The organism is Paenibacillus sp. FSL R5-0473 (assembly GCF_038004565.1).
GTDB classification, from domain to species: Bacteria; Bacillota; Bacilli; order Paenibacillales; family Paenibacillaceae; genus Paenibacillus; species Paenibacillus amylolyticus.
Window position 1 is genome coordinate 1 of sequence record NZ_JBBORL010000003.1, and the last position, 24820, is coordinate 24820.

The 24820-nt window shown below is 45.9% G+C and carries 20 protein-coding genes and 1 riboswitch; of the genes, 12 read left to right on the forward strand and 8 right to left on the reverse strand.

Annotated elements, in window-relative coordinates; genetic code table 11:
• The coding region (locus MKY28_RS31400; RefSeq protein WP_340938525.1) for a condensation domain-containing protein at window positions 1-2203 on the forward strand (2203 nt) is incomplete at its 5' end.
• Between the two features lie 112 nt (window positions 2204-2315).
• Here MKY28_RS31400 and MKY28_RS31405 read toward each other — a convergent pair.
• Both MKY28_RS31405 and MKY28_RS31410 read right to left on the reverse strand, forming a co-directional pair.
• Window positions 2316-2990: a VOC family protein gene (locus MKY28_RS31405; protein ID WP_340938527.1), complete on the reverse strand. Its 675-nt coding sequence runs from the start codon at window positions 2988-2990 to the stop codon at window positions 2316-2318.
• Window positions 2991-3011: 21 nt separating this feature from the next.
• Window positions 3012-3893: a LysR family transcriptional regulator gene (locus tag MKY28_RS31410; RefSeq protein WP_340938529.1), complete on the reverse strand. Its 882-nt coding sequence runs from the start codon at window positions 3891-3893 to the stop codon at window positions 3012-3014.
• 168 nt (window positions 3894-4061) lie between these two features.
• On the opposite strand from MKY28_RS31410, the gene MKY28_RS31415 reads away from it, so the two are divergent.
• Window positions 4062-5243, forward strand: coding sequence for an MFS transporter (locus tag MKY28_RS31415; protein ID WP_340938531.1), 1182 nt, complete (start codon window positions 4062-4064; stop codon window positions 5241-5243).
• A 38-nt stretch (window positions 5244-5281) separates the two neighbouring features.
• Here MKY28_RS31415 and MKY28_RS31420 read toward each other — a convergent pair whose 3' ends face one another.
• Window positions 5282-6250, reverse strand: a complete 969-nt coding sequence (locus tag MKY28_RS31420; protein WP_340938533.1) for a helix-turn-helix transcriptional regulator — start codon at window positions 6248-6250, stop codon at window positions 5282-5284.
• 87 nt (window positions 6251-6337) lie between these two features.
• Here MKY28_RS31420 and MKY28_RS31425 point away from each other — a divergent pair, with 87 nt between their 5' ends.
• The 8 genes from MKY28_RS31425 (at window position 6338) to mmuM (ending at window position 15851) form a co-directional block, all read left to right on the forward strand.
• Window positions 6338-6781 carry a VOC family protein gene (locus MKY28_RS31425; protein WP_076253518.1) on the forward strand — a complete coding sequence of 148 codons (444 nt, stop codon included), beginning with the start codon at window positions 6338-6340 and terminating at the stop codon, window positions 6779-6781.
• A 228-nt stretch (window positions 6782-7009) separates the two neighbouring features.
• Window positions 7010-7534, forward strand: a complete 525-nt coding sequence (locus MKY28_RS31430) for a VOC family protein (protein WP_340907159.1) — start codon at window positions 7010-7012, stop codon at window positions 7532-7534.
• A 490-nt stretch (window positions 7535-8024) separates the two neighbouring features.
• Window positions 8025-8930 (forward strand): methyl-accepting chemotaxis protein, encoded by a 906-nt coding sequence (locus MKY28_RS31435; protein ID WP_036607056.1) that lies wholly within the window; start codon window positions 8025-8027, stop codon window positions 8928-8930.
• A 148-nt stretch (window positions 8931-9078) separates the two neighbouring features.
• Window positions 9079-10791, forward strand: a complete 1713-nt coding sequence (locus MKY28_RS31440; RefSeq protein ID WP_036668138.1) for a spore germination protein — start codon at window positions 9079-9081, stop codon at window positions 10789-10791.
• A gap of 38 nt (window positions 10792-10829) precedes the next feature.
• Window positions 10830-11930, forward strand: coding sequence for a spore germination protein (locus MKY28_RS31445; protein WP_340938536.1), 1101 nt, complete (start codon window positions 10830-10832; stop codon window positions 11928-11930).
• Complete coding sequence (locus MKY28_RS31450) at window positions 11927-13129, forward strand: Ger(x)C family spore germination protein (RefSeq protein ID WP_340938538.1); 1203 nt, start codon at window positions 11927-11929, stop codon at window positions 13127-13129. The genes MKY28_RS31445 and MKY28_RS31450 overlap by 4 nt, the downstream gene beginning before the upstream one ends.
• A gap of 70 nt (window positions 13130-13199) precedes the next feature.
• Window positions 13200-13301: riboswitch (SAM riboswitch) on the forward strand.
• A gap of 92 nt (window positions 13302-13393) precedes the next feature.
• On the forward strand, window positions 13394-14806 hold the full coding sequence (gene mmuP, locus MKY28_RS31455; RefSeq protein ID WP_340938539.1) for an S-methylmethionine permease: 1413 nt from the start codon (window positions 13394-13396) through the stop codon (window positions 14804-14806).
• Window positions 14784-15851 (forward strand): homocysteine S-methyltransferase, encoded by a 1068-nt coding sequence (gene mmuM, locus MKY28_RS31460; RefSeq protein WP_340938541.1) that lies wholly within the window; start codon window positions 14784-14786, stop codon window positions 15849-15851. Before mmuP ends, mmuM begins: the two co-directional genes overlap by 23 nt.
• Window positions 15852-15934: 83 nt before the next feature.
• On the opposite strand, the gene MKY28_RS31465 is transcribed toward mmuM, so the two are convergent.
• The 5 genes from MKY28_RS31465 to MKY28_RS31485 form a co-directional block, all read right to left on the reverse strand.
• Window positions 15935-18337, reverse strand: coding sequence for an ABC transporter permease (locus MKY28_RS31465; RefSeq protein ID WP_340938544.1), 2403 nt, complete (start codon window positions 18335-18337; stop codon window positions 15935-15937).
• Window positions 18338-18339: 2 nt separating this feature from the next.
• Window positions 18340-19098, reverse strand: a complete 759-nt coding sequence (locus MKY28_RS31470) for an ABC transporter ATP-binding protein (protein ID WP_340938546.1) — start codon at window positions 19096-19098, stop codon at window positions 18340-18342.
• A gap of 113 nt (window positions 19099-19211) precedes the next feature.
• Window positions 19212-20654 (reverse strand): HAMP domain-containing sensor histidine kinase, encoded by a 1443-nt coding sequence (locus tag MKY28_RS31475; RefSeq protein WP_340938548.1) that lies wholly within the window; start codon window positions 20652-20654, stop codon window positions 19212-19214.
• Between the two features lie 20 nt (window positions 20655-20674).
• Window positions 20675-21376 (reverse strand): response regulator transcription factor, encoded by a 702-nt coding sequence (locus tag MKY28_RS31480; protein ID WP_340938549.1) that lies wholly within the window; start codon window positions 21374-21376, stop codon window positions 20675-20677.
• 236 nt (window positions 21377-21612) lie between these two features.
• Window positions 21613-22443 (reverse strand): helix-turn-helix domain-containing protein, encoded by an 831-nt coding sequence (locus MKY28_RS31485; protein ID WP_036668130.1) that lies wholly within the window; start codon window positions 22441-22443, stop codon window positions 21613-21615.
• Window positions 22444-22818: 375 nt separating this feature from the next.
• On the opposite strand from MKY28_RS31485, the gene MKY28_RS31490 reads away from it, so the two are divergent.
• Both MKY28_RS31490 and MKY28_RS31495 read left to right on the forward strand, forming a co-directional pair.
• A complete protein-coding gene (locus tag MKY28_RS31490) occupies window positions 22819-23595 on the forward strand; it encodes a sugar phosphate isomerase/epimerase family protein (RefSeq protein ID WP_036606781.1) in 777 nt (258 codons plus the stop codon).
• A gap of 55 nt (window positions 23596-23650) precedes the next feature.
• Window positions 23651-24670 (forward strand): Gfo/Idh/MocA family protein, encoded by a 1020-nt coding sequence (locus MKY28_RS31495; RefSeq protein WP_127546673.1) that lies wholly within the window; start codon window positions 23651-23653, stop codon window positions 24668-24670.
• The last annotated feature ends 150 nt before the right edge of the window (window positions 24671-24820 follow it).

The following is a 24820-nucleotide window of genomic DNA, read 5'->3' on the forward strand; positions in this document are numbered from 1 at the left end:
CGAGCAGTTGGAGAAACTGCCGCAAACAGGCCATGTGCCGATTGGCAAAGCGTGGTTGAATGCGAAGTTTTACATCGTGGATGCACATCTGAATCCCGTACCCGTCGGTGTGCTGGGCGAGCTGGTCATCGGCGGCGTTGGCGTAGCACGTGGGTACTTGAACCGTCCAGAGCTGACGGAAGAGAAGTTTGTAGACAGCCCTTTCACCGCGGGTGAGCGGTTATATCGCACGGGAGATTTGGCGAGGTGGATGGAGGACGGAAACGTGGATTTCATCGGCCGGATCGACAATCAAGCGAAAATCCGGGGCTACCGGATCGAAACGGGTGAGATTGAGTCGCAGCTGCTGCGGGTGGTAGGTATACGCGAAGCGGTGGTGCTGGTTCGAAGTGATGCGAACGGGCAAAAGGCACTGTGCGCATACTACACAACGGATATCGAACTGACGGCGGCCGACCTGAAACGAGCGATCTCCAGCGAGCTGCCAGGTTATATGATCCCGTCGTACTTTGTGGAGCTGGAGCATTTACCTCTGACACCAAACGGGAAAATCGACCGGAAAGCGCTGCCGGCGCCGGAAGAGGGAGCAAGTGCAGGGCGCGAATACGTGGCGCCGCGCACCGATCTGGAGACGAAACTGGTCTCCATCTGGCAGGACGTGCTTGGGTCAGTTACGATTGGTGTGACGGACAACTTCTTCGACCTCGGCGGTCACTCGCTGCGGGCGACGACGCTGGTCAGCAAGGTGCACAAGGAGCTGCACGTGGACCTGCCACTGCGCGATGTATTCCGGTACTCGACTATTGAAGCGATGGCTGAAGTGATTAGCCGATTGGAGCAGCAGGAGTTCCTTTCCATTCCGGTTCTGGATAAAAGGGAGTATTATCCGCTTTCCTCTGTGCAAAAGCGGCTGTACATCCAGCAGCAGATGGAAGGGGCCGAGCTTAGTTACAACATGTCCGGCATGACGGTTCTCGTCGGGCGCTTGGAGCGGAATCAATTCGAGGCGGCGCTCAAAGGATTAATCGCTCGTCACGAAGTTTTGCGAACCGGCTTCGAAATGGTCGACGGCGAACCGGTACAACGGATTTATTCGGACTTGGAGTTTGCCGTCGAGTATACAAAGGCGACGGAAAGTGAAACGAAAAGCATTGCGGATGCCTTTGTACGTGTCTTTGATTTGGAGCAGCCGCCGCTGCTGCGTGTAGGCTTAGTTGAATGGGAAGCGGAACGTCATCTGCTTATGCTGGACATTCATCATATCGTCACGGATGGCATGTCGATGGGTATCTTCATCGAAGAGCTGCTACGCCTGTATAACGGTGAGACGCTGGAACCGCTCCGGATTCAATACAAGGAATTTGCCACTTGGCAGCAGTCCGAACCTGTAAAAGAACGGCTGAAACGCCAGGAAGCCTACTGGCTGGACATGCTGGAAGGTGAACTGCCAACGCTTGAGCTACCTACGGACTTTGTCAGACCTGCCGCTCGCAGCTTTGAGGGAGATGTGCTGCCTTTCAGTATCGACAAGCAGATGACTGACAACTTGCAGCGCATTGCCGATGAGAACGGTGCTACCCTATATATGGTGTTATCGGCGGCCTATTCAATCCTGCTCAGCAAGTACTCGGGACAAGAAGACTTCATTGTAGGCACACCGGTTTCAGGCCGCACACATGCCGACCTGGAGCCGCTCATCGGAATGTTTGTCAACACGTTGGCGATTCGTCATTATCCATCCGGGGAGAAGACGTTCCTTGTTTACTTGAACGAAGTCAAAGACACGATGCTGGGGGCCTACGACCACCAGGATTATCCGTTTGAAGAGCTTGTGAAAAAGCTGCAGGTGCCGCGAGATCAAAGCCGCAATCCTGTATTTGATGTCATGTTTGCGCTGGAAACGAAGGAAGATAACGTTCAAAACTTCGGGGATATCCAGATCGAATCTTATCCGGAAACGCATGCGGTTTCCCAATTTGACCTTACCTTGGTCATTTCGTTGCTGGATGAGGGAATGAACGGGCAGTTTGAATATGCGACGAAGTTGTTTACGCACAATCTGATCGACAATTTCGCTCAGGACCTGCTCGTGATCATCACCCAAATTGGCGAACAGCCTTCGGTGCTGCTCAAGGATATTTCCCTGAACGGGCAATCCGAACAGGAGCAAGATGAGCTAGAGGCTATTGATATTATTTTCTAATTCTTAGAAGTAATTGCCAATCGTTGCAGACGAGTTTAAAGTCAAGTCATAGAAGCCGAGTGAAGTCAGGATCATATTCCTGAGTTCATTCGGCTTTTTTAGTTGTTCTCCTTTAATTAGATACAATGGAGTATAGGCCGTCCTGTATACGCAGATTACCGGTCTGCCCAGTTTCTACCTTCACCTCTGTAACAAATACACCAGGCATACGTCCGTCTGGGAACCAGGGCTTCTGTTTATCAATGACAATAAACATGCCTTCTGCATCACCCGTGGGGGAGAATTGTTTTCCGTCTCCGGCAAATGGTTCAAGTTGATAATGCTCATTCAATGTGTTCATTGTCTCAGGAACATCATCGACAGGCAGACCGATTTCACTAATACATAACAGATGCTTCGCTTCGAAAGCTTCATCAACTCCATTATCGAGTGAATGGTGAGCGATAAATTCCATCAAGTTGCCGCTTGGATCATAAAAATAGAAGGCTGTTGCATCCCAGTAGGGGAAATAGAATTCATCTTGTCCATCTTTGGATAGCAATGAAATGTTACGGTCTTGAGCCCATCTTTTTGCATCAGCAAGTTTATTCGTTGGAATCGTAAATGCTACATGATAGTAGGGCTTTTCTTGTTCTGGCGCCTTCTTGAAAGAGAGGACCGAGTTCCCCGCACGGAATGAAACGCATGTTGCAGTATCCTCCACAAGATTCAATTCCAGTAGTGTACCGTAAAACTCTTTTATGGCCTCGACCTGATGTGTCAACAAACCAACTTCTCTTATTATCATTTCAACATCCTCCTTTTAATCTCACCTTTGATTGAAATACTCGATTGTTTTCTCAATAAATGCCTTGGCCGATTGCGTCAGGTAACGGTCGGACCGATGGATGATCTCAAAGTGCCGGTATGGCGGATCGTCTGTAATTCGGATGCAACGTAGCGTGGGCTCATTCATGGCTTTGATCAGAGGATAAGGCAGCAGTGTTCCTCCGACGTTGGCTTTGACCAGGCTAATGATGGAGGTTGCCGAACTGGTCTCCATGATGGTATTTAGGGTAAATCCATATTTACGGCAATAGCCATCGACCAATTCTCTGCCCGTAAATCCTTCGGGGAACATCACCGTTTGGATATCACGTAACTCCTGAATTTCAATTGTGCTTCGTTCAGCCCAATCATGATTCTCGGATACGACCAGTACATATTCTTCACTGCACAAAGGAATGCGTACAAGCCGCCTATCCGGGGGAGACATGATCTCGATGCCGATGTCGACTTCATTTTCCAACACTTGATTTACTACATAGATCGAAGAGATAACCTTCAATTGTACCTTGGGGAATCGGGCATGAAAATCAACGAGCAGCGGAGTGATACGGTAATCCAAATCGGATGGAAGAACACCAATAACCAATCGTCCCCGCTGATCATTCCGAAATTCAGCTAGCGCATCCTGGGTATTCTGTAAATGCCGGATCATCTGTACACAGTGCTCCAGAAACAGAGTGCCTGCCTGGGTCATCACAATCTTTTTGCCGACGCGGTCAAACAAAGGAACACCAAGTTCATCCTCCAACCCACGTATTTGTTGACTCAACGTAGGTTGAGATATGCCAAGTTTCTCAGCTGCCCGTGTAAAATGAAGCTCCTCACACACCGTAATAAAGTTTTCCATTTGACGAATCTCCATGAATTCACCTCTAATCATTGGTTTTAGTAATCATTTTGATAGAAACAATAGTATTGTTCAATCATTATAATGAATCTATACTTAATCGTGCAACACTCAAAGATCCTGACATTAACAAATAGGATCTTTGGTGAAGGCAAGAATACTACTCCCATGAGGTGATCCATAATGAAACTTTTTTATATTGTATTGGCGCTTATTCTGGCTTCACTGAACTTAAGACCACCGATTACTTCCATTTCTCCTCTGATGAGTACCATACAGAATGATCTAGGTTTGAGCGGCATGACCGCCAGTCTGTTAACTACACTACCGGTATTATGTATGGGCATATTCGCTCCATTCTCTGTAAGACTAAGTAGAAGGTGGGGGAACGAAGGAGCCATTGTGCTGGCTTTAATCCTTATTGGGATAGGTACGGGATTACGATTGTTCGTAGGCGCAACTCCATTGATGATGTTCACTTCTTTTCTGTCAGGTGTAGGGATTGCATTGGCAGGGCCGCTGTTGTCCAGCTTCATTAAGCAGTATTTCCCTAACCGAGTGGCAGCCATGGTCGGCATCTACTCTACAGCAATGGTGATGGGGGCCAGCATTAGTGTGGGATTATCGGTCCCGCTTCAGCAGACGTTGGGTGGATCTTGGAGAGGTTCTTTGGCTACATGGGCATTACTCGCAGCCATTGCATTGCCGATCTGGTTAAAATTAGCTTGGTCTGCGCGTACAGAGCGGCAATCCGGACAAACTTCGGCTGTAGTCCACGCATCACTTCCGGTGAAGAACAGGCGTGCATGGGTGCTGACACTGTTCTTTGGACTGATGGCCGCGATCTTCTATTCATTAACCGCCTGGCTTGCGCCAGCCATTCAGAGCCATGGATATAGCCAAGAGACTGCTGGCAACATCCAAACGTTATTTACATTGATATCATTGCCCTCAACGTTATTCATTCCCATGCTTGTACATCGGTACCAAAGACGTGTCTTCTGGCTTGTTGGATGTGCGATGTTGGAGTTAATAGGTGTCCTGATGCTGAATCTCTCTGTCAGTCCGTGGCTCGCTGCGATTCCGCTCGGTATTGGTGCAGGTGGACTGTTCCCAATTGCACTCATGTTGCCGATTGATGAGACAAACAATGCTCAGGAAGCGAGTAGCTGGTCGGCTATGACTCAATCTGGTGGCTACATTCTTGGAGCACTTGGACCGCTGGCGATTGGTTGGCTCCGCGATCTAACAGGCAGCTTCGTGCAAGCATTTTATGGTTTGGCTATCATCATCGTGTTGCAGATTATCGTTGAATTGGCTATTGGCAATAAAAAAAGTTTAAAAGTTAGCCGGGAGCAGAGCTAAAAGGCATGTGAAGTAAAATGGATATAGAAATATGATCTTTAGACATGATCCAACAAGTCCAGATAGTACTGCCTTAATGCTTTCTGTAAGATGACGGGCTCCATAATCTTAATCGATTTACCATAGCCTGCAAGATATCTCACTATGAAATCAAGCTCGTGAGGTTCATATGAACCGACAAGATACATGTGTCCCCTCTTCTCGATGATCTGCATAGATGGGAAATGTTCTTGCTGGAATAGCTCCATTCCGGCTTCATCAATCAGGCATTTGAATGGAATTGCTTGTTCCGATGGTTTCCATAGAGATTGGGCATCCTGTGAATAGAGTTCCTTTACATGAGTTAAAGGTTCAATCTCCGTTGTTTCGGCTGAAATGATGCGGTCGCAGCGAAAAACACGATACGCTTGTTTATGCAGATCATAGGCCTGGCAATACCAATAACCTTTCCTGGCATAAAGCGCGATGGGTTGAATGGTGCGGATATTGGTGTTTGCAGAAGATGGCCTTTGATCAGAGGATCTACGCTGATTAGCGTACGTAATCTGGATCACTATATTCTGAACAGCAGCCATCAACAGAAACTCCAAATGTGCACTGTCGCGGATCTGCTCGGTATGTTGGAAGTAAACCCGGTGTTGGATGTTCTCAATATCCTGTCGTTGCTTGTCGGATAACGCGCTCATAAATTTCTCATGAATGGTACGGAAAGAGACTTGAAAGGGTAAGCTGGAGAAGCTGCGGAGAGCCTGCATCGCAAAATAAAGGGCATGAAGCTCCCCCGTATTAAACGAAATGGGAGGCAGCTGCATCTGTTGCAGCAGTCGATATCCGCCGTAGCGTCCATATTCGACATAGATGGGCGCACCTAACTCTTCCAATGAAGTGATATCTCTTAACGCGGTTCGTTTGGAGATCTGGAACTCCTGCATGAGATCTTGCAGGGTGAACTGTTGTTTTTGATTAATGAAGCGCAGCATCTGGTTCATACGTTCTGATTTTTTCATATCAAACCCTCTTAATGGTGCCATGTATTGGCACCTTTCGTTGTTATAGTGATAAGTGTAATCCAATAGGAACAAGGAGGCAATATAATGAATTTTGAAGTGATACCATTTTTGTCGATGAACGGGGATGCGGCGGCAGCCATTGCTTTTTATGAAGAGTTTCTGGGCGCCAAGGTGATATTCAAGAAAAGTTATAAAGAGATGAAGGAAATGAACCCGGGTTTCGAGTACCCTGCCGGTCAAGATGAGTATATTACACATTCGGTGCTGGAGATTGGGGTTAACAAAGTCATGATTGCGGAAGAAGCAATGGACACGGAGAGAGCATGGCAGCTGGGGAACAGCACGTCACTATGTATTCAGTCCAAAGATAAAGATACCATCGATCAACTGTATCATTCTCTGATGCAACATGAGGGTGTGAAGGTACTAGTACCGTATGAACAAAATGAATTCAGCCCAGGTTATGGGATTGTACGGGACCCATTTGGCATTGCGATTCAGCTATGTGTCACTGTACACGATTTTTAAAATGAGTTCAGGCCCTCGGTTAAGCACTCGGTATATAAACCTGTAACTAACTTAAAAACATCAAAAAAAGAAGAGCCATGGATATCATGCGCTCTTCTTTCTTCGGTTTCTATACAAGGTTGTTCGAGCAACCGATGGTTATAGCGGACCCCTTTTCGTGTAAATCATATAGGTACGGATGTCGCTGTGTACAAGCAAGTTCAATGGATAAAGGAAAGAAGGTATAACATGATTACGAGAGGAATTGACCATATTGGAATAACTGTACCGGATATGGAGCAGGCGACACTATTTCTACAACAGGCGTTTGGAGCTCAACTTGCCTATGACCATATAACGCCGGATGATCCCCCACAGGAAGGACCCGAGGCAGAGCGTAAATTAGGACTGCGTTCAGGAGCAAAGGTTATTCATATTCGGATGTTATCGCTAGGGGAGAGCGCCAGTATAGAGTTATTTCAGTACGCGAATACAGCGCAATCGGAGCCAGTTAGGGCATCAGATTACGGATTGCAGCATATGGCGTTGTATGTGGACGATATGCAAGAAGCTACACGACACTTCAAAGAAGCGGGCGGGGTGTTGCTAACAGAGCCTGGGGCGTTGACCGGTCATATTGAAGGTGGGGAAGGCAATCAGTTTGTGTATGGAAGAGCACCTTGGGGGATGCTGATCGAGCTGATCTCCTATCCTGCGGGCATTCAGTATCCGAATCACAGTGAAACGAAGCGCTGGACACCACGAAAAAAATAATAAAGATGAGACTGGATAAGAAACAGGACGATGCACGACAAATCGTTCTGTTTTTCTTGTATATAGGGGTTAAACGGTTATTAAAAAACAGAAATTATGTTACAAATACGTTACAAATACAGAAGTGTATACCTCTTTGCCTTATGTTACGATACGTACTAGTAGATACAGAGATATTTTACGGATAAGATAAGTTATAACGTCTCTTTTCTGGACGATGAACATGCTCCGAAAGTATGTTGATGGAAGCCTTTTATCCAGGATTTTGAAGAAGCATTGAAACGAAGGAACAACTATATATTTTGACTGAACAGGGTTGCAATAAAAATAAATGACAACAGGTGATCCAAAATGCTGCAAATCGGGTATCCATAGTAGAGCCATCTAGAACCTGATGGATACATATGTTGTTATGATCGTTTTTGCTAGTTAAATAAAGGCTGTCTATTATGGAATGAACTGTGGGGGTTATCAAGTGTCTATATTAGATATGGAAAAGAAAGATGTTGTCACCGATGCAATGGTCATCAAGGCGATGGAGAAAAGTCTTGCTATCATTCGATTTGATCTGGATCGCCGGGTAACCTACGTGAATGAAGTCTTTGCCCAGACGATGGGATATACGGTAGATGAGATGTACGGCATGAAGCATCAGCAACTGTGCTTCGGTCAATTTGCAAATACTCCGGAATATGATGCTTTTTGGAATAGCATATTTAATGGTGTCAGCTTTCAGGACAAGGTTGAACGCAAGGATGCAAAGGGGAATTCCGTATGGCTTGAGGCGACATATATGCCGGTGTACGATGAGACAAATCAGAAGATACTGGGTGTCTCCAAAATCGCCACCAACATTACCAACCGTCAGAACAACATTTCGGTCGTAGTGAATGAGCTGAAAACGATGTCCCATGAACTGAATGGGCAGGCAGATGTAGGCATTGAACGGAGCCAGGAATTAATGTCCAGTATCTCCTATATCTCAGAGGTGTCAACTTCTAACCGTGCAACGTTAACTCATTTGCAGGAACAGGCCGGATCGATTCAGGGCGTGGTACGAACGATACGCGAGATTTCGTCTCAGACGCAACTGCTCGCGTTGAATGCTGCCATTGAGGCTGCACATGCAGGAGAATACGGACGAGGATTTGATATCGTGGCCAAGGAAGTTAAGAAACTATCTGCAATGGTGGAGAGTTCGATTAATGAGATTCGTGATAGCGTGACTGGAATAACGAAGGAGATTGGTAATATCACGGGTGGTACCAAAAAAGTAGAAGAATATGTGGAGCAGAGCCAGAAGCAGATTGAGATCGCATTGAATGATTTTACAGCAATTGCTGCTTCAGCTCACTTGTTGGATGCCAAAGCGGAGCATGTGACCAGAATCGTATAACAATATATAGTAATAGCGGTTCCTTGCACAGGAACCGTTTTTTTGTCGTTCAGTACTCAAAAAAACGGGAATTATTGTGATCAAACGGGGACACAATACTTGGGAATACCTGCAGCTATGTCATGCAGAGAAATGTTGGGGTGGGAACATGTGGTCAACAATTGTATCCTACGTGCCGGATTGGTCCATATGGATTCAGGCATTCTTGGTCTTCATCATTCCAATTGGTATTACATTGAGCATGCGCTGGATCAATGCTGCCATTAAGCGCGGAAGCTTCTCTCGTTCGAAGCCATCGTCCATATCCTCGAAGGATATCTCGCCAGCAGCCAAAGGGCAGGGTGAAGGGACCGAAACAGGCCACTATGCCAATATTAAATTAACCGAAAAGTACAGCATAAATCTGACGAGTGTGAAAGAAAGCTTTGGACTCAATGCAGACGTGCATATTCGGGAATTTATTATTAGGGGAACGAATACACGGGCTGCGGTCATTTATACCGAAGGCCTGGTAGATCAAGACTTAGTTGATGATCACTTGATTACACCGTTGATGTTCGAAGGTGTTCCCCTACTTAAGCAGGAGGGTTTCCTTCATCCAGACAACGCACACTTACTGTCGGCATATCTGCAAGATCAATTACTTCCTGTCAGTCTGGTTGAGGAGACGAAGTCCCTCCAAGAACTCGCAGTTGGTGTGTTGTTTGGGAAAAATGCACTGCTGGTTGATGGTTTGCCAGGTGCTTTATTAATTGGAGCTCATAAGATCAAAACAAGAGGTATGAATGAACCCTTGTCAGAGGGACTGCTTCGTGGGCCTCGTATTGGTTTTACAGAGCAATTAAGCGATAATACAGGCATTTTACGTCGTTATGGAAGTGATCAGAGCCTGTTTATTAAGAAGTATGAAGTGGGTTCACGGATCAAAAAAGATTTGGCGATAGCCTATATTCAGGATATTGCCGATCCAAATCTCGTTGCAGAAGTATGCAAGCGAATCGAAGAGATGGATATGGATTCAATGCTCGAATCAGGTTATGTGGAACAACTCATCGAAGATAATACGCTGAGTCCTTTTCAGCAGGTACTGAATACGGAAAGACCTGACCGGGTGATGGGTGCCCTTCTGGAAGGCCGAGTGGCAATTTTGTTGGATGGAACGCCATTTGTATTAATTGTACCGGTGACCTTTAGCATGTTGCTTCAGTCTCCAGAGGACTATTATGAACGCTGGATTCCCGGAACATTTTTGCGAGTGCTTCGTTTTATGGCCGCGATGCTGGCATTGCTTGCTCCTGCGCTCTATATCTCGTTTATCTCGTTTCATCCGGGTCTTATTCCAACCAAGCTAGTATTGACGATTATTGAAACGCGTACTGGAGTGCCATTCCCCTCAATTATTGAGGTACTCATCATGGAGCTTTCGATTGAGATTCTGAGGGAGGCTGGGATACGCTTGCCCAAACCGATTGCGCCAGCGATGGGTATCGTAGGAGGTCTGATTATTGGACAAGCAGCGGTGCAAGCGGGAATAATAAGCCAATTTCTGGTCATTGTCGTTGCGGTAACAGCCATCTCTTCCTTTACGATTCCGGTCTATAGTGCGGGATTAACGCTAAGGATTCTACGATTTGCCGCTATGTTCAGCGCAGCCGTACTCGGATTGTTTGGCGTGGTTATGTTCTTTCTGCTTGTGTGTACACATCTGGCACGACTCTCAAGCTTTGGCGTACCTTATGTTGCACCAGCCGTTCCCTATCACATGAATGAATGGAAGGATTTTGTTATCCGTGCACCGCTAAATATGATGAGAATGCGTCCCAAAATGACTAATCCGATCGATGATGATCGGAAAAAATAAATGGAATTCCATCTACTGAAGGTCTGGAGGTGAACTAAGTGAATGGCTCCCAAGGAAAGCTAACCACGACACAGGCCGTTGTAATTATTGTCAATTACATGCTTGGTGCCGGGATATTGACACTACCTCGAACGACCAGCAAAGCTGTCGGAACACCGGATGTCTGGATTTCCATTATCCTATCTGGATTCATTATCATAGGTGTGGGAATAATTCTGGTTACCCTGTGTCGCAGATTTCCGGAGAAAACCGTCTTCCAGTTCACCCGTGAGATTACGGGCAGCTGGATTGCTTACATACTGGGATTGTCTATGATTATGTTTTTCATAGTTATTGCCGCATTCGAAATCAGAGTTATGGCTGAAGTGACTGGGATGTATCTGCTCGAACGTACCCCCACCTGGGCGATTGTGATGGTCTTCATGTGGATCGGTGTATATATGATTTCAGGCGGGCTTGGCGTTATCGTACGCGTGTTTGAGATCATCCTTCCGATTACGATTATTATATTTGTGATTGAAATTTTGCTTAGTAATCAGCTATTCGAGATTGGCAATCTGAGACCCGTCCTCGGTGATGGGATTATGCCCGTTTTCCAAGGGTTGAAGCCTTCACTATTATCTTATACGGGCTATGAGGTGATGTTAATCATGACTGCCTATATGAAAAATCCGAAGAAGAGCAATAAAGCGATGACCTGGGGGATACTCATATCCACTATTATCTACTTGATCACGGTGGTGATGGTTATAGGCAGTTTATCGCTCGATGGCATCAAAACTCGAACTTGGCCAACGCTGGATTTGGTAAGAAGCTTCGAAATTCAGGGTTTGATATTCGAGCGTTTTGAATCCTTATTGCTGGTCATCTGGATTATGCAAATCTTTTCGACTACAGCAATTACACATTACTGCGCTTCAGTGGGTATTCGTGATTTGTTTCGTTCCAAAAAAATCAAAGGCATCATGTACGGCCTGCTTCCGTTCATTTATCTGACAGCAATGATACCCAAAACAGTGGATGATACTTTTGCACTAGGAGATATGCTGGGCAATGTGTCCGTATTTTTGTTTGGCATTTTACCTCTGGTACTACTGTTGTTAAGTCTGATTCGCAAAAAAGGAGGCAAGCATGCATGATTACATTCCGTATGTTGTTACGCTTAGCCACTGTATTATGCATTCTCTTAACGATATCCGGATGTTGGAGCAGTCGGGAGATAGAGGATCTAAGTGTCTATGTCGGTCTTGGAATTGATATCGGTAAAGAGACAGAATTTGAGAAAGACATCGCAACTCAGGGAGGAGCGTATTCCAAGCAGAACAATTTGACGGCCACGGTACAGATTGCTCCCGGTAATTCCAGCAGTCAGAAGAGCCAACAATCCGGTTCGCCTGCTTCTGGTAAAACGTCCTATTCCAATGAACAGCTTACCGGAGATTCCTTGCTGCAAATCTTTCGTCAGTTTGCACTGAGACGAGATCATCCGCTCATCGGACATCATCTGAAGGTTATCGTTGTGTCCAAGGATATCGCCAAAAAGTATGGTCTGGACCAGCTGCTGGATTTTGTACTTCGGGATAACGATATTCGTCCTAACTGTCTGGTGTTGATTAGCCATCATCGCGCTGTTGATGTACTGACTTCAGATGATCCTTCCCGGATTCCAGCCTTTTATCTTACAGGCATTACCAGTAATTCGTACTTGTCCAATAAAATCCTGGACCCCGTTCTACTCTCCAAATTAGATGCACAAATGCAATCCGGTTCCAGCTTTTTGCTCCAGAATGTACTGAACTCCAATGGAGAGGACAAATTCTCCGGTGCCAGTATCTTTGATGGGAAAACGACCAAATTCATCGGGGAACTCAGCCAAACGGATCTAGAAGGGCTATCGTGGATCAGACCTAAAGAAAAAGGAGGTATCTTGAAGACATACAATAAAGCGGGATTCACTGTTGTATATGAAATGAAGAAGAAAAAAACAACAATAATTCCAAAAGTGGTTGGCGATGATATTTCATTCCATGTGAAGACTGAATCCGAAGGCTGGTTGATGGAGGATTGGCGCGCTCCCGAGGAAGAGGAAAAAGGTGCGTATCTCAGTGAATTGGAAAAAGAATTTGCTGAACTTGCCAAACAACAGATTCGACAGTTGTTATACAAACTGCAGCATACCTATAAAGTAGATGTTGCGGATTTTCGGGATAGCTTGCGTATCAAAGAACCTAAAACATGGAAAAAAGTCAAAGACGATTGGGATAAAATTTTTAGCACCGTGCCGATCACGTATGAGGTAAAGACCACCATCACGAATCCGGGGTCTTCCACCGAATAGCGAGGTGTGCCATTTAATATTTAAATGTTGACACATTCATGATAGATCGCTATATTAGTAAAAAATCATTTTCTTATCCAGAGAGGTGGAGGGACTGGCCCTTAGAAACCTCAGCAACAGATCTGAAGGATACTGTGCTAATTCCAGCGGGTGAAAGCCTGATAGATAGGAGCGTTTGTTTTTATTTGTCAGTAACGGCGCACTCTTTAGGCAGAGTGGGTCTTTTTTGTTTTTTCTGGATGAAGAAGTAGGGGAGCAGCAGGTATGGAGAACAACAACGACAAAGGGCATTTTCAGCGGAAAATGCAGGCACGGCATGTGGTCATGCTCTCTCTCGGAGGAGTCATTGGAACGGGATTATTCCTCAGCTCAGGTTACACCATTCAGCAGGCGGGACCACTGGGAACCATTCTGTCCTACCTGATCGGAGCCATCGTTGTATATCTGGTGATGCTCTGTCTTGGTGAACTGTCTGTTCATATGCCAGAGACGGGAGCATTTCATAGTTATGCAGCCAAGTATATTGGACCGGCAACAGGCTACACGGTGGCTTGGTTATACTGGTTAACCTGGACTGTTGCGCTTGGCTCCGAATTCACAGCCGCCGGATTGCTGATGCAGCGCTGGTTCCCATCGGTGAACGTATGGATATGGAGCGCGGTTTTTGCACTGATGATCTTTCTGTTCAACGCTCTAACGGTGAAATTTTTTGCGGAATCCGAGTTCTGGTTCTCATCTGTAAAAGTAGTGACTATCGTAATTTTCATTATTATCGGTGGCGCAGCCATGTTTGGTATTATTCCCATGGCGGATTCTGAACCGGCTCCATTTCTATCGAATATTACCGCATCCGGGTGGTTCCCTCATGGAGCTACAGCGATATTGATGACCATGCTTGCTGTAAACTTTGCCTTCTCAGGCACCGAGTTAATCGGCATTGCCGCCGGGGAGACGGAGAACCCGGAAAAGACGATACCAAAGGCTATTCATACAACGCTGTGGCGTTTGGTTATTTTCTTCATCGGAACGATTATTATCTTGTCGGCCTTGCTGCCCATGTCGGATGCCAGTGTACTGGAAAGTCCGTTTGTAGCGGTAATGGAGCGGGTGGGTGTACCCTATGCAGCAGACATTATGAACTTTGTTATTCTGACGGCGATTCTCTCTGCTGCCAATTCAGGCCTATATGCTTCTTCACGGATGCTCTGGTCTCTGGCTGACAAAAGAACGATCTCTCCGTGGTTTGCCAAATTGACCAAAAGCGGAGTACCGCTGAATGCACTTCTGATTAGTATGGTGGGTGGTGCGCTGGCATTGCTGTCCAGTATTATTGCGCCAGGTACGGTGTATATTACGCTGGTTTCCATTTCAGGTCTGGCTGTCGTTGCGGTATGGATGAGCATCAGCGCTTCCCAATACATGTTCCGCAGACAATATATCCGGGAAGGACATGCGGTCAAAGATCTGGTCTACCGCACACCACTGTATCCGGTGGTACCAATTGTTTCATTTATATTATGTCTGGCTTCATGCATAGGTATTGCCTTTGACCCGACACAGCGAATTGCTCTGTATTGTGGGGTTCCGTTTATCGCATTATGTTACGCTGCTTATTATCTGACAGAACGTGTGAATAAGAAAAGAGGAAAAGTACATGACGCAAGAACAACAGACTAACCCCATAGAACAGATCCTGCGTGAACATCCAGTCATGATTCTGGATGGAGCGTTGGCTACGGAACTCGAACAGCATGGATGTGATCTCGATGATCCACTATGGTCTGCTCGTGTGTTGCTTGAGAATCCGGATGTTATTGTTCAGGTCCATGCAGATTATTTTCGAGCAGGAGCCGACTGTGCGATTACATCCAGTTATCAGGCGACGGTGGATGGCTTCCGCAAGAGAGGAATCGATGAACAGGCAGCACTTGAGCTGATCCGCAAGACGGTGGAGTTGGCTGCTCAGGCGAGAGATGCCGTATGGGCGGAAGTGCAGAGTGATTTAGTAGGGAGAGAAAGCTCAACAGGTCAGCTTGTAGAAGCTCCTTCGGTACGTGCCGAGACGGTGGAGAATGAGGAGCAAATAACAGAACGTACAGTAGATCACGAAGGAGATTGTCTTCGTCCACGTCCAATTATTGCCGGGTCCGTTGGGCCGTACGGCGCCTATCTGGCGGATGGATCAGAGTATGTGGGACATTACGCCGTGTCGGATGAGACGCTTGTCGCATTTCACCGTCCGCGTATGGCGGCGCTAATTGAAGCAGGTGCTGATATTCTTGCGTTTGAGACGATTCCTTCCTTGCAGGAAGCACAAGTGCTGGTTGATTTACTGAAGGAGTTTCCTCATGCGTATGCTTGGCTATCCTTTTCTTTAAAAGACGGGACAAGCATCAGCGAGGGTACGCCACTTGAGGTATGTGCACAGACGTTTGGCTCCGAGCCGCAGATTGCGGCGATTGGCCTGAACTGTGCTCCGATGGAAGTGGTAACGGAAGCAGTGGGTATTTTGCGCCGTACCAGCGATAAACCTGTTATTGTGTATCCGAACTCGGGAGAGACGTATGATGCAGCAACGAAGACGTGGAGCGGACAGGGGACCTGTGGTAGTATGAGGGACGCATCGGAGCAGTGGGTTGCTGCGGGCGCGCAGATTATTGGCGGCTGCTGCCGTACTACGCCACATCAGATTGGTGCACTTGCGAAGAAATGGCGGAATTAGTTCATATCATGATAACAAGCCCTTCCACATCCTATAGAGGTATGGAAGGGCTTGTTTTATTGTGTTAAGGCATTCTGATTACATTATTCGATAACCAGCATACGTGGCGATGCTTCCCGAATGATTCTCGAAGAGAACCACGAGCCAAGACTGGCTGCAATGATGCTTAGACAGGTGAACAGTACCATTCCACCCCAATGCAGGATCAGTGGAAGCTGTACGATACCATAACCGGAAAGGACCATTTCAAGTAGAAGAGGCAGCAGGTATACGCCGACGAAAATACCCAGTATGGCTCCCACGGAGGACAGTATGAACATTCCCATGGAGAGCGACAACCGGATTTGGCGAGATGTCATTCCCAGCGATTTGTATATCCCGTACGTTCTGCTTTCTTTACGGATATTGATTCTACAAGTACTGAAAATAATGATGAACGTCACAATGATAAAGAGCAATCCGATCAGGCTCATCGGATAGATCAGGATGTTAGCGGCTTCCGCGTAAACCGAATCAAGCAAAGTCTTCTGAGTGACTACCGAAGCAAAATCTTTAAATTGCTCATTTAATTCAGAGGCAACCTTACCCGCTTGTGCCATATCGTTCACATTGATGAAGATAACATCAAATTCACTATAACTGGGGTTCACACTTCTCATGGCATCAATGGTGATTCTGCCTGAAACAGACATGTTGGCGATCGCCTGATAGATGCCTGTGATGAGGAATGTACGCTTTTCTCCTTCAATATAGATATCGATAAGATCACCGAGATCTTTATTTGATGTTTTGGCTACACTTACACCAATGGCAATTTCATTCGCATGTTGTGGGTTAACCCCTTTTAACGTTTCGAATCCAAGTTCCTGATAACTCCCGTCCAGTACACTCAAGTTGAGACTGAGGGATTGGCCCTTCACTGTTGCAGAAGACTCCGGGCTAATTACACCCGTTGTGTTCCCTTGCCAGCCTGCATTGCTAATCCTTGTATCCTCTTCTAACGTTTGTTTCAATTCAGTCTTTGGAAAGTTACCTTTGTTCACGACTACTGCTGCGATATTGGCATTGTCATACCCCCATTTAGCTGCGGTCTGTTCAATTCCGGTTATACTGGTCAGCAGAACATAACCCAGAACAAGTACGGAGGAAGCCATGGTGGCTAGCAGGAGTGTTAGAACAGAGCTTTTGGTGTTTTTGAACACATGTCTGAATCCAAGTACGGCGGTGATAGGCAGTCGTGTAAATCCGATCCAGTGTGCCCATGGCGAATTCATTTTCCCAGCCATCCGGCTGTGATCTGTCTCCGACATACCATAACGAATAGCCTGCACGGGCTGTATGCTGCGTGCCTTTTTGGCATATAACACAGTGAACAGAATCACTAGAGTAAATAGTAGTACGCCGGCCAGTATGGCCGCATCCAATCCTTGAACTGGAATGTTCTGATTCCCCACTCGAAGAGAGGATACAGAAATATTAATGATCCATTTGGATATCCATATACTGAGTGCAAGTCCAGGGATAATGGCTACGATGGATATCAATGCATATTGAATAACATAGGTGCCTATCGTTTTTCGGGAAGTCAGACCTAGTGATTTGAGGATTCCTATCGTTCTGTAATTGGCCAGGATGGCATCCGCAATCGTAAATCCGATGGTCATCAGGGCGATAGAGAGCATGACAACACCCATGAATATCATGATGAATCCAATAACCTGATTGATGATCAGATAAAAAGAGGCAATGGCCTCGAACTCCATTTTGGATTCCAGAAACGGAGTATCTGTCTCACGATTGTATCGTTCCCAATACACCGAATTCATGCTGTAATCGTTAAAATGGATGCCCATCATACGATTCTCGTTGCCAGCAAGTGTAGCGAGATCATGTTGATAATCGGTAGGATTCATCCAGACCCGTGCTGTATTGGAGAAGGGTGCCCCATATGGTACATCGATGACAATGCCCGATACATTTAATTCGAGTGTGCTTGAGCCGGTTTTGAAGCCAATGGTATCACCTACGGAAATATGATAAGCATTGGCCATGGACGTTGGAATCCAGACGAAGCCTTGTTCGGGAACTGTGTCGGGCGTCCCGCTTGAGAAAATTAGTTCATCCACACCCCATGGCGGCGGAGGCGTATTAAACATGTACAGGTAGATGTTAGGGATGTGAGTTTCATTCAAAATGATGCCTGACAATGTACGATACTTTAGCAAAGGGGACACCTGAACTCCATCCTGAGAAGCCCACCAGTTGTGCACAACGTCAGGGTCATTGAGCCCTTTTTCAAATGTCAGGATTTGATGAGATCCATGGGTTCGGGTATGCATTTCATAAAACTGATTGCCTGTGTTCGCCAGAATGACAATAGCTGTTGATACAAGAAGTGTCGAGAGTAGCAGGAGCAACGCAATCAGCGCATTTTGTAATTTGTTCCTATTCAGATACGACAAGCTAAGTTTAAACATGACCGCCATCGTTATTCCTTCCCCGTAACCAAAGCGAAGATGATCGCTTCACGATCTTGAATTTGATGTTTGTCATAAGTGTCAAACTCAAGGATTCCGCCAATCTTGCCGTCCAAAATGTAGATCAGGCGATCTGCCCGACAGGCGGCCTTGATATCATGCGTCACCATAACAACGGACTGTCCTTTCCGGTTGAGGTCTGAAAGGATATCAAGAACAGCTGTGCCGTGTTCCATATTCAAGCTTCCGGTCGGTTCATCGGCAAAAATGATATCCGGCGAATTGATCAAAGCCCGTGCAATCGCAGCTCGTTGCTGCTGTCCTCCGGAAGTTTGGGATGGGAGGCGGTTACGCTGTCCATCAATATCCATGGCATTCATCAGCTCAGCAGCGCGGGATAGGATGTCCTTCTTTTTGTTTCCTGCAATATATCCCGGTAAAGCAATGTTCTCTTTGATGGAAAGGTCTGGGACCAGATTGATACTTTGATAGATATAACCGATCCGGCGGGTGCGGAAGTCGGACATTTGGCGTTCACTGTAAGCGTCAATCCTCTGGTCGCGAAAATAGACCTCACCTGCTGTAATCTGATCCAGTCCGCTTAGCAGATATAAGAGGGTTGATTTTCCAGAGCCAGAGTTACCCATGATGACCGTGAATTCCCCTTCATAGATGTCAAGATCAACATTACGGATGGCATGATGTTGTTCACTTCCGCTGTTGTATGTTTTGCACAGATTTTGTGCACGGATAATCACTTTTTTGGACAAGTCGAATCACTCCCGAGTGCAGTATAGGATTCATTCTAGAGGAGGGATGTTGAGGAAGCCTTATCAAATTATGAATAAAGTATTACAGCTGTGGAGTGTAGGTTCAGGTGGGCTCAGCAGATCGGCAGATAGAACCGGAAGGTTGTACCTTGTCCTTCTTTACTAGTAAAGGAAATATGGCCTCCATGTGCTTCAATAATGCTTTGGCAGATAGAAAGGCCCAGCCCTGTACCTTCCTGAACACGTTGTTCTGCATGACTCGCCTGGCCTCTGAAGTAACGCTGAAAAACAAACGGCATGTCCTGTACACGTATTCCCTGACCCGAATCGGCAATCGTCACATTCAAATGCTCAGATTCCAGTTCCATATCTATACGTATCGTGTCTCCTGGAGCTGTATGCTTGAGGGCATTGGCGGCAAGATTGGAGATCACCTGTTCAATTCGAGTGGGGTCGATAGCGATTAACACATTGGGGATGTAGTTGGGTCCTTTATAGATAAGCCCCTTTGTTAGGACAACATGTTCAATAGGTTTCAACATCGTCTCCAGTATAGGCCCACTGTACAACTCACGGGTTTCCACCGAAATTTGCCCCAATTCCTGAAGTGCATGAACCAGCAGATCCTCCACAAGGCGGGCTGTTTTATCCGTATGGGTTCGCATCACTCCCATATATTCCATCAGCGTCTCCTGATCGTTGCATAGTCCTTCCTCAATAGCTTCTATGTATGCTTTTATCGTGGTAATTGGTGTTTTAATGTCATGAGATATATTGGTGATGAGTTCTTTTTGTGCTTGTTCCTGCTGAATACGCTTCTCGCTCATATGTTTAATCTCCGTGCGCATGAGATCAAACATGGCATATACTTCGAGCAATTCATCGTTCCGGTTGTACTGGATTTTTTCTTCATAATTGCCTTTAAGCATGGATTCCGCATGTTGCTTCAATTGATGGATGGGAGAGAGCAGGTGTTTGTCCAGTTTTCGTTTCATCCAGAATAGAAATAAGCTCAGAATCAGTGACAGGAGCAGGAGTGCGCTAATCAATATAACCGGAAAAGTCATCGATTGCTGAACCGTAACCATGGCTTGGGGGATTGAAAAGATGGCATTGCCGATCTGACTTCCCGTGGGTCCGTCCATCACAGGAAACGCAATATCAAGCAAATCGTTACCGTCCGCGGCCTGAGTGGCATGATGCAGATCATAATGAAGAGCTTTACGCAGATTAGCTTGCGTCCCTTCAGAGGTGGGGGCGGAGGACAGAATGACTTTTCCATCCAAGTTTAGATAGGTAAGCAGAACCCCGGTCTCTCTGGCGGTGGAACGTATGACTTCACGAATATTTTGTTCATTAAGATGCTGATGATTTTGCTCCAAAGCGAGTAAGATTGGATTGACCTTGAGTCGAACCTGATTCAGGGACAGATTGGATTCGCCTGAATTTCGATCTTGTAACAGCATCATCGACAGTGCAAGGATACTTAAAACGATAATAATGAGAAGCCCAAGTGTTGTTAACAACCAGCGTTTGGACCAGCTGTTCAATGACATGTGGGTGCCTCCAATCTCACTTATTCGTAATTGAATTTGTAACCGACACCCCATACCGTCTTCAGAACGGTCGGATGCGAGGCATCTGCCTCAATCTTTTCACGTAGTCTGCGAATGTATACGGTTACGGTATTTTCATCACCGTAGGTTGCATATCCCCAGATGGCGTCGAGCAACTGGGCTTTGGAGAATACCTGATTCTTATGGCTTGCCAAGTAATGAAGTAATTCGAATTCCTTGGCAGACAGAGAAACTTCCGATCCGTTTAATGTAACTTTATAGGCTTTTTTATCAATCACCAGGTTTCCAAGATGCAACAGATCTGTTCTGTCTCCAACGGATGTCATACTGTCATAACGCCTGAAGTGGGCATTAATTCGTGCTAACAATTCGCTCAGCGAGAAGGGCTTGGTCATATAGTCGTCTGCTCCAAAGCCAAGACCAAGTACCTTATCGGTATCACTGCCTCTGGCACTTAGAATGAGGATGGGGATATTGTTGCGCCTTCTGATCTCTCGACAGACCTCGATCCCGTCCATGTCCGGAAGCATAATGTCCAGAATGATATAGTCTGGTTGAATAAGCTCCATAACCTGAAGTCCATCTTGACCAGTGGCTGCCACGGCGGTTTCATATTGATTTTTGGTTAAATAATCTCGCAGAATGCGCGAAATATCTGATTCATCCTCAATGATGAGGACTTTGCGCTGGTGGGTTAGCATATGTATCGCTCCAGTATGATAGATATGGATTTAATGGATATGTATGAATTTGTAAAAAAACTGTCTCTATAATTGTACAGTCTTGTTCTGTGGGAGTCACATGAAAAAATATTGAAGTGAACTTCATTCTTATATAAAACGTTCTGACTTCCAGTCGTACTGAAAGTTGATTACAGTTCAATGTATCAAAATAACCCATGAACCTCTTTAAGGTCATGGGTTTCTGGTACTGAACATCATACATGCTCCAGATCATCGATAGGCTCATGCTGCTTGGATTTGAGATATTCCGCCGGAGATACACCGAAGTGCGCCCGGAATACCCGGTGGAAATAGGAGTAACTTGCAAAACCGCAGGATTCGGCAATATGCTCCAGTGTCATTTCACTGTATTTCATTCGTTCCAATGCCGCATTCAAACGGATCTCAATCGCATATTGAATCATGGTCTGATTGTAGTGCTCCTTAAATAAACGGACTGCACGTGACAGGCTGAGGCCCGCATAACGAGCCGCTTCATCAAGCTTGAACGTAACCGTGGCATGCTCCTCTATAAAACGTTTTAACTTCAGCGCAGAGGAAACTGCCCGATCGGTCTGAATATTCTCTTTAATTGCCCGGTCGATATATAGACATAATCCGCGCAGTAACGCATCCTTTAGCTCCGCATTTTCCTCAAGAGGTCCGCGACGTTTCTCAAGTAACATATTTCTCCACAGGCTGATGAGCTTGTCATCAAGTCCAATCCGGCTCACGGTAGATCGATGCTGCCGTTTCCACCAGTTCTCGATCCAGCTGCCCTCGCAGAACAGATAATAATCTCCGCTAGACAAGCGTCCTTCCTTATGTGGTTCATCTACAACGAGATGGTAGTCGTCACCAGGCTTTAAGAGCAGCAAATCCCCGCTAGTCATCCTGAATTCTTCATCCTGTACATACACTTTGCACGAGCCTTCGGTCTGCAGACGGAACAGATAGGTTTGCAACTCGCCCTTCATATTATGAGTGAACGCTTTATAGTGGTATGAGTAGTCACAGATCAGTACAGATGTCTCTAACGTATCCAAAGATAAAATCCCCCAATATGTACATCCTTTTACATCATAAGTTTAACTTAACATTTACACGAAAACGGAGAGGACAGAAAGAACCTGAAGAAACGAAGTGTTCGCCTTTATCTCCGGATTTTATCCTTTTGAAAAGGAAATCAAAAAAATCTGGGGATAACAGCGATCGGAAGGTTGTTCTGTCATCGGAGTGCCAGTGTAAATATCTTCAGTTGAAATTAGCTACATTCAATTGATGCAAAATGATGGAAATAAAATTTGATCAGATAGTTCATGTTCTGACTATATTGTATATGTTCATTCTAGCCTGTTTTGCGTTAGGATGATACCAGATAGAGCAATGAAAGCAAATTTGAGAACAGAGGTGTATCCTACATGAAAAAACTTAATATTGGTTTGCAATTGTTTACACTCCGTGATGAAACTGCAGCAGATTTTCGTGGTACGTTGCGTAAAGTAGCGGCCCTTGGATATGAAGGTGTGGAGTTTGCCGGATATGGCGATATTCCAGCTGAGGAAATGAAAGCGCTACTAGATGAACTTGGACTGAAAGGATTCAGCAGCCACGTTTCACTACATGCAATGCGCGAAGACTTGCAAAAACAAATCGATTACCTAAAAACAATTGGTGCACAATATATCATTTGCCCTTACCTGATGCCAGAAGATCGTCCTGAGAATGCAGAAGGTTGGACCAAGCTATTCGCTGAGTTACAACAATATGGAGCTGAAGCAGCGAAACAAGGATTGATCTTCGGATACCATAACCATGACTTTGAATTCCATGGCCAGGTTGGCGATGCCAATGCCTTTGATGCCATGTTCGCTCAAACATCACCGGAAGCGGTAAAAGTGGAAATGGACGTATGTTGGGTACAATTTGCGGGACAAAATCCGATCGAGTATATTAATAAATATGCGGGTCGCTTGCCGCTGCTTCATCTGAAGGACTTCAGCAAAGACGAACAGGGCCAGATGAAAACACTGGAATTGGGACAAGGTTCGGTTGACCTGCCAGCTGTTATTGAAGGCGCTACGAATGCAGGCGTGGAATGGCTGATCGTGGAACAAGACGTATGTCAGAATCCTCCGCTTGAGAGCGTATCCAATAGCTACAACTGGTTGAAAGAAAACTACTTGAATCAATTCTAATGGACCATCGAACCATGAAAAATGCTAATCTATTTGTCAAAGGAGACTTATGTACATGAGTAAAATTAAAGTTGCTGTATTCGGCTGTGGAGCCATTGCCGAGCGCAGACATATTCCAGAGTACGCTGCCAATGAGAACGTAGAACTTGTCGCTTTTGCCGATCCGGTTGTGGAGCGTGCGGAGAAGATGGCCGAAACTTACGGCGGTAAAGCGTATTCCAGTTACGAAGAATTGCTTGCAAACGAAACAGTGGATGCCGTTAGTGTGTGTACACCAAACTATCTGCATGCGCCAATGGCGATTGCTGCTGCAAATGCAGGCAAGCATGTATTGGTTGAGAAACCAATGGCAGTATCCACTGAAGAAGGCGAGCAAATGATCGAAGCTGCCAAGAAAAATGGCGTGTATTTGATGGTTGGACACAACCAACGTTTGATGCCTCCTCACGTAAAAGCAAAAGAAATTCTCGAATCCGGCAAACTCGGTAAAGTCCTGAATTTCCGTACATCATTTGGTCACCCGGGTCCGGAAGGCTGGAGTGTGGACGGAGCTGAAAGCTGGTTCTTCCGTAAAGAAGAAGCGATTATGGGCGCAATGGGCGACCTGGGCGTGCACAAATCCGACTTCATCCGTTATTTGCTGAATGATGAGGTATCTGAAGTGGCTGGTTTCATCAGCACACTGCACAAAGAAGGCACTAAGGTTGACGATAACGCAACTTGTTTGCTGCGTATGAAGAGCGGAGCGATCGGAACGCTCGTAGCAAGCTGGACACAATACAGAGCTGGAGACAACAGTACAGTGCTGTGGTGCGAGAATGGTGTTATGAAGATCGGAACAGTGGAAGGCGATGAAGTTATCGTTGAGCTGACCAATGGTACAGTTGAGACGTACAAAGTTGGTGCCATGGCTACCAACGAGAAACAAGTACCGAGTGGTGTAATTGACGCATTTGTAGAGTCGATTGTAACCAAAACACCTCCAGCGATTTCCGGGGAAGAGGGCTTGCGTTCACTGCAAGTGATCTTGGCAGCATTCGAATCCGAGAAAACAGGTCAGATCGTTAAACTGTAATCCATACAAATGACAGTGCAATTCCTAACATTCTAAATGGCTTAATCTATGATATAAGGGACTTATCTTCAGAGAAGTGTTCTGGGGTAAGTCCTTCTTTATTTGTTCCCAGACAAGTGGGGAAAAGTGAACAGTATATATGGTAATTTG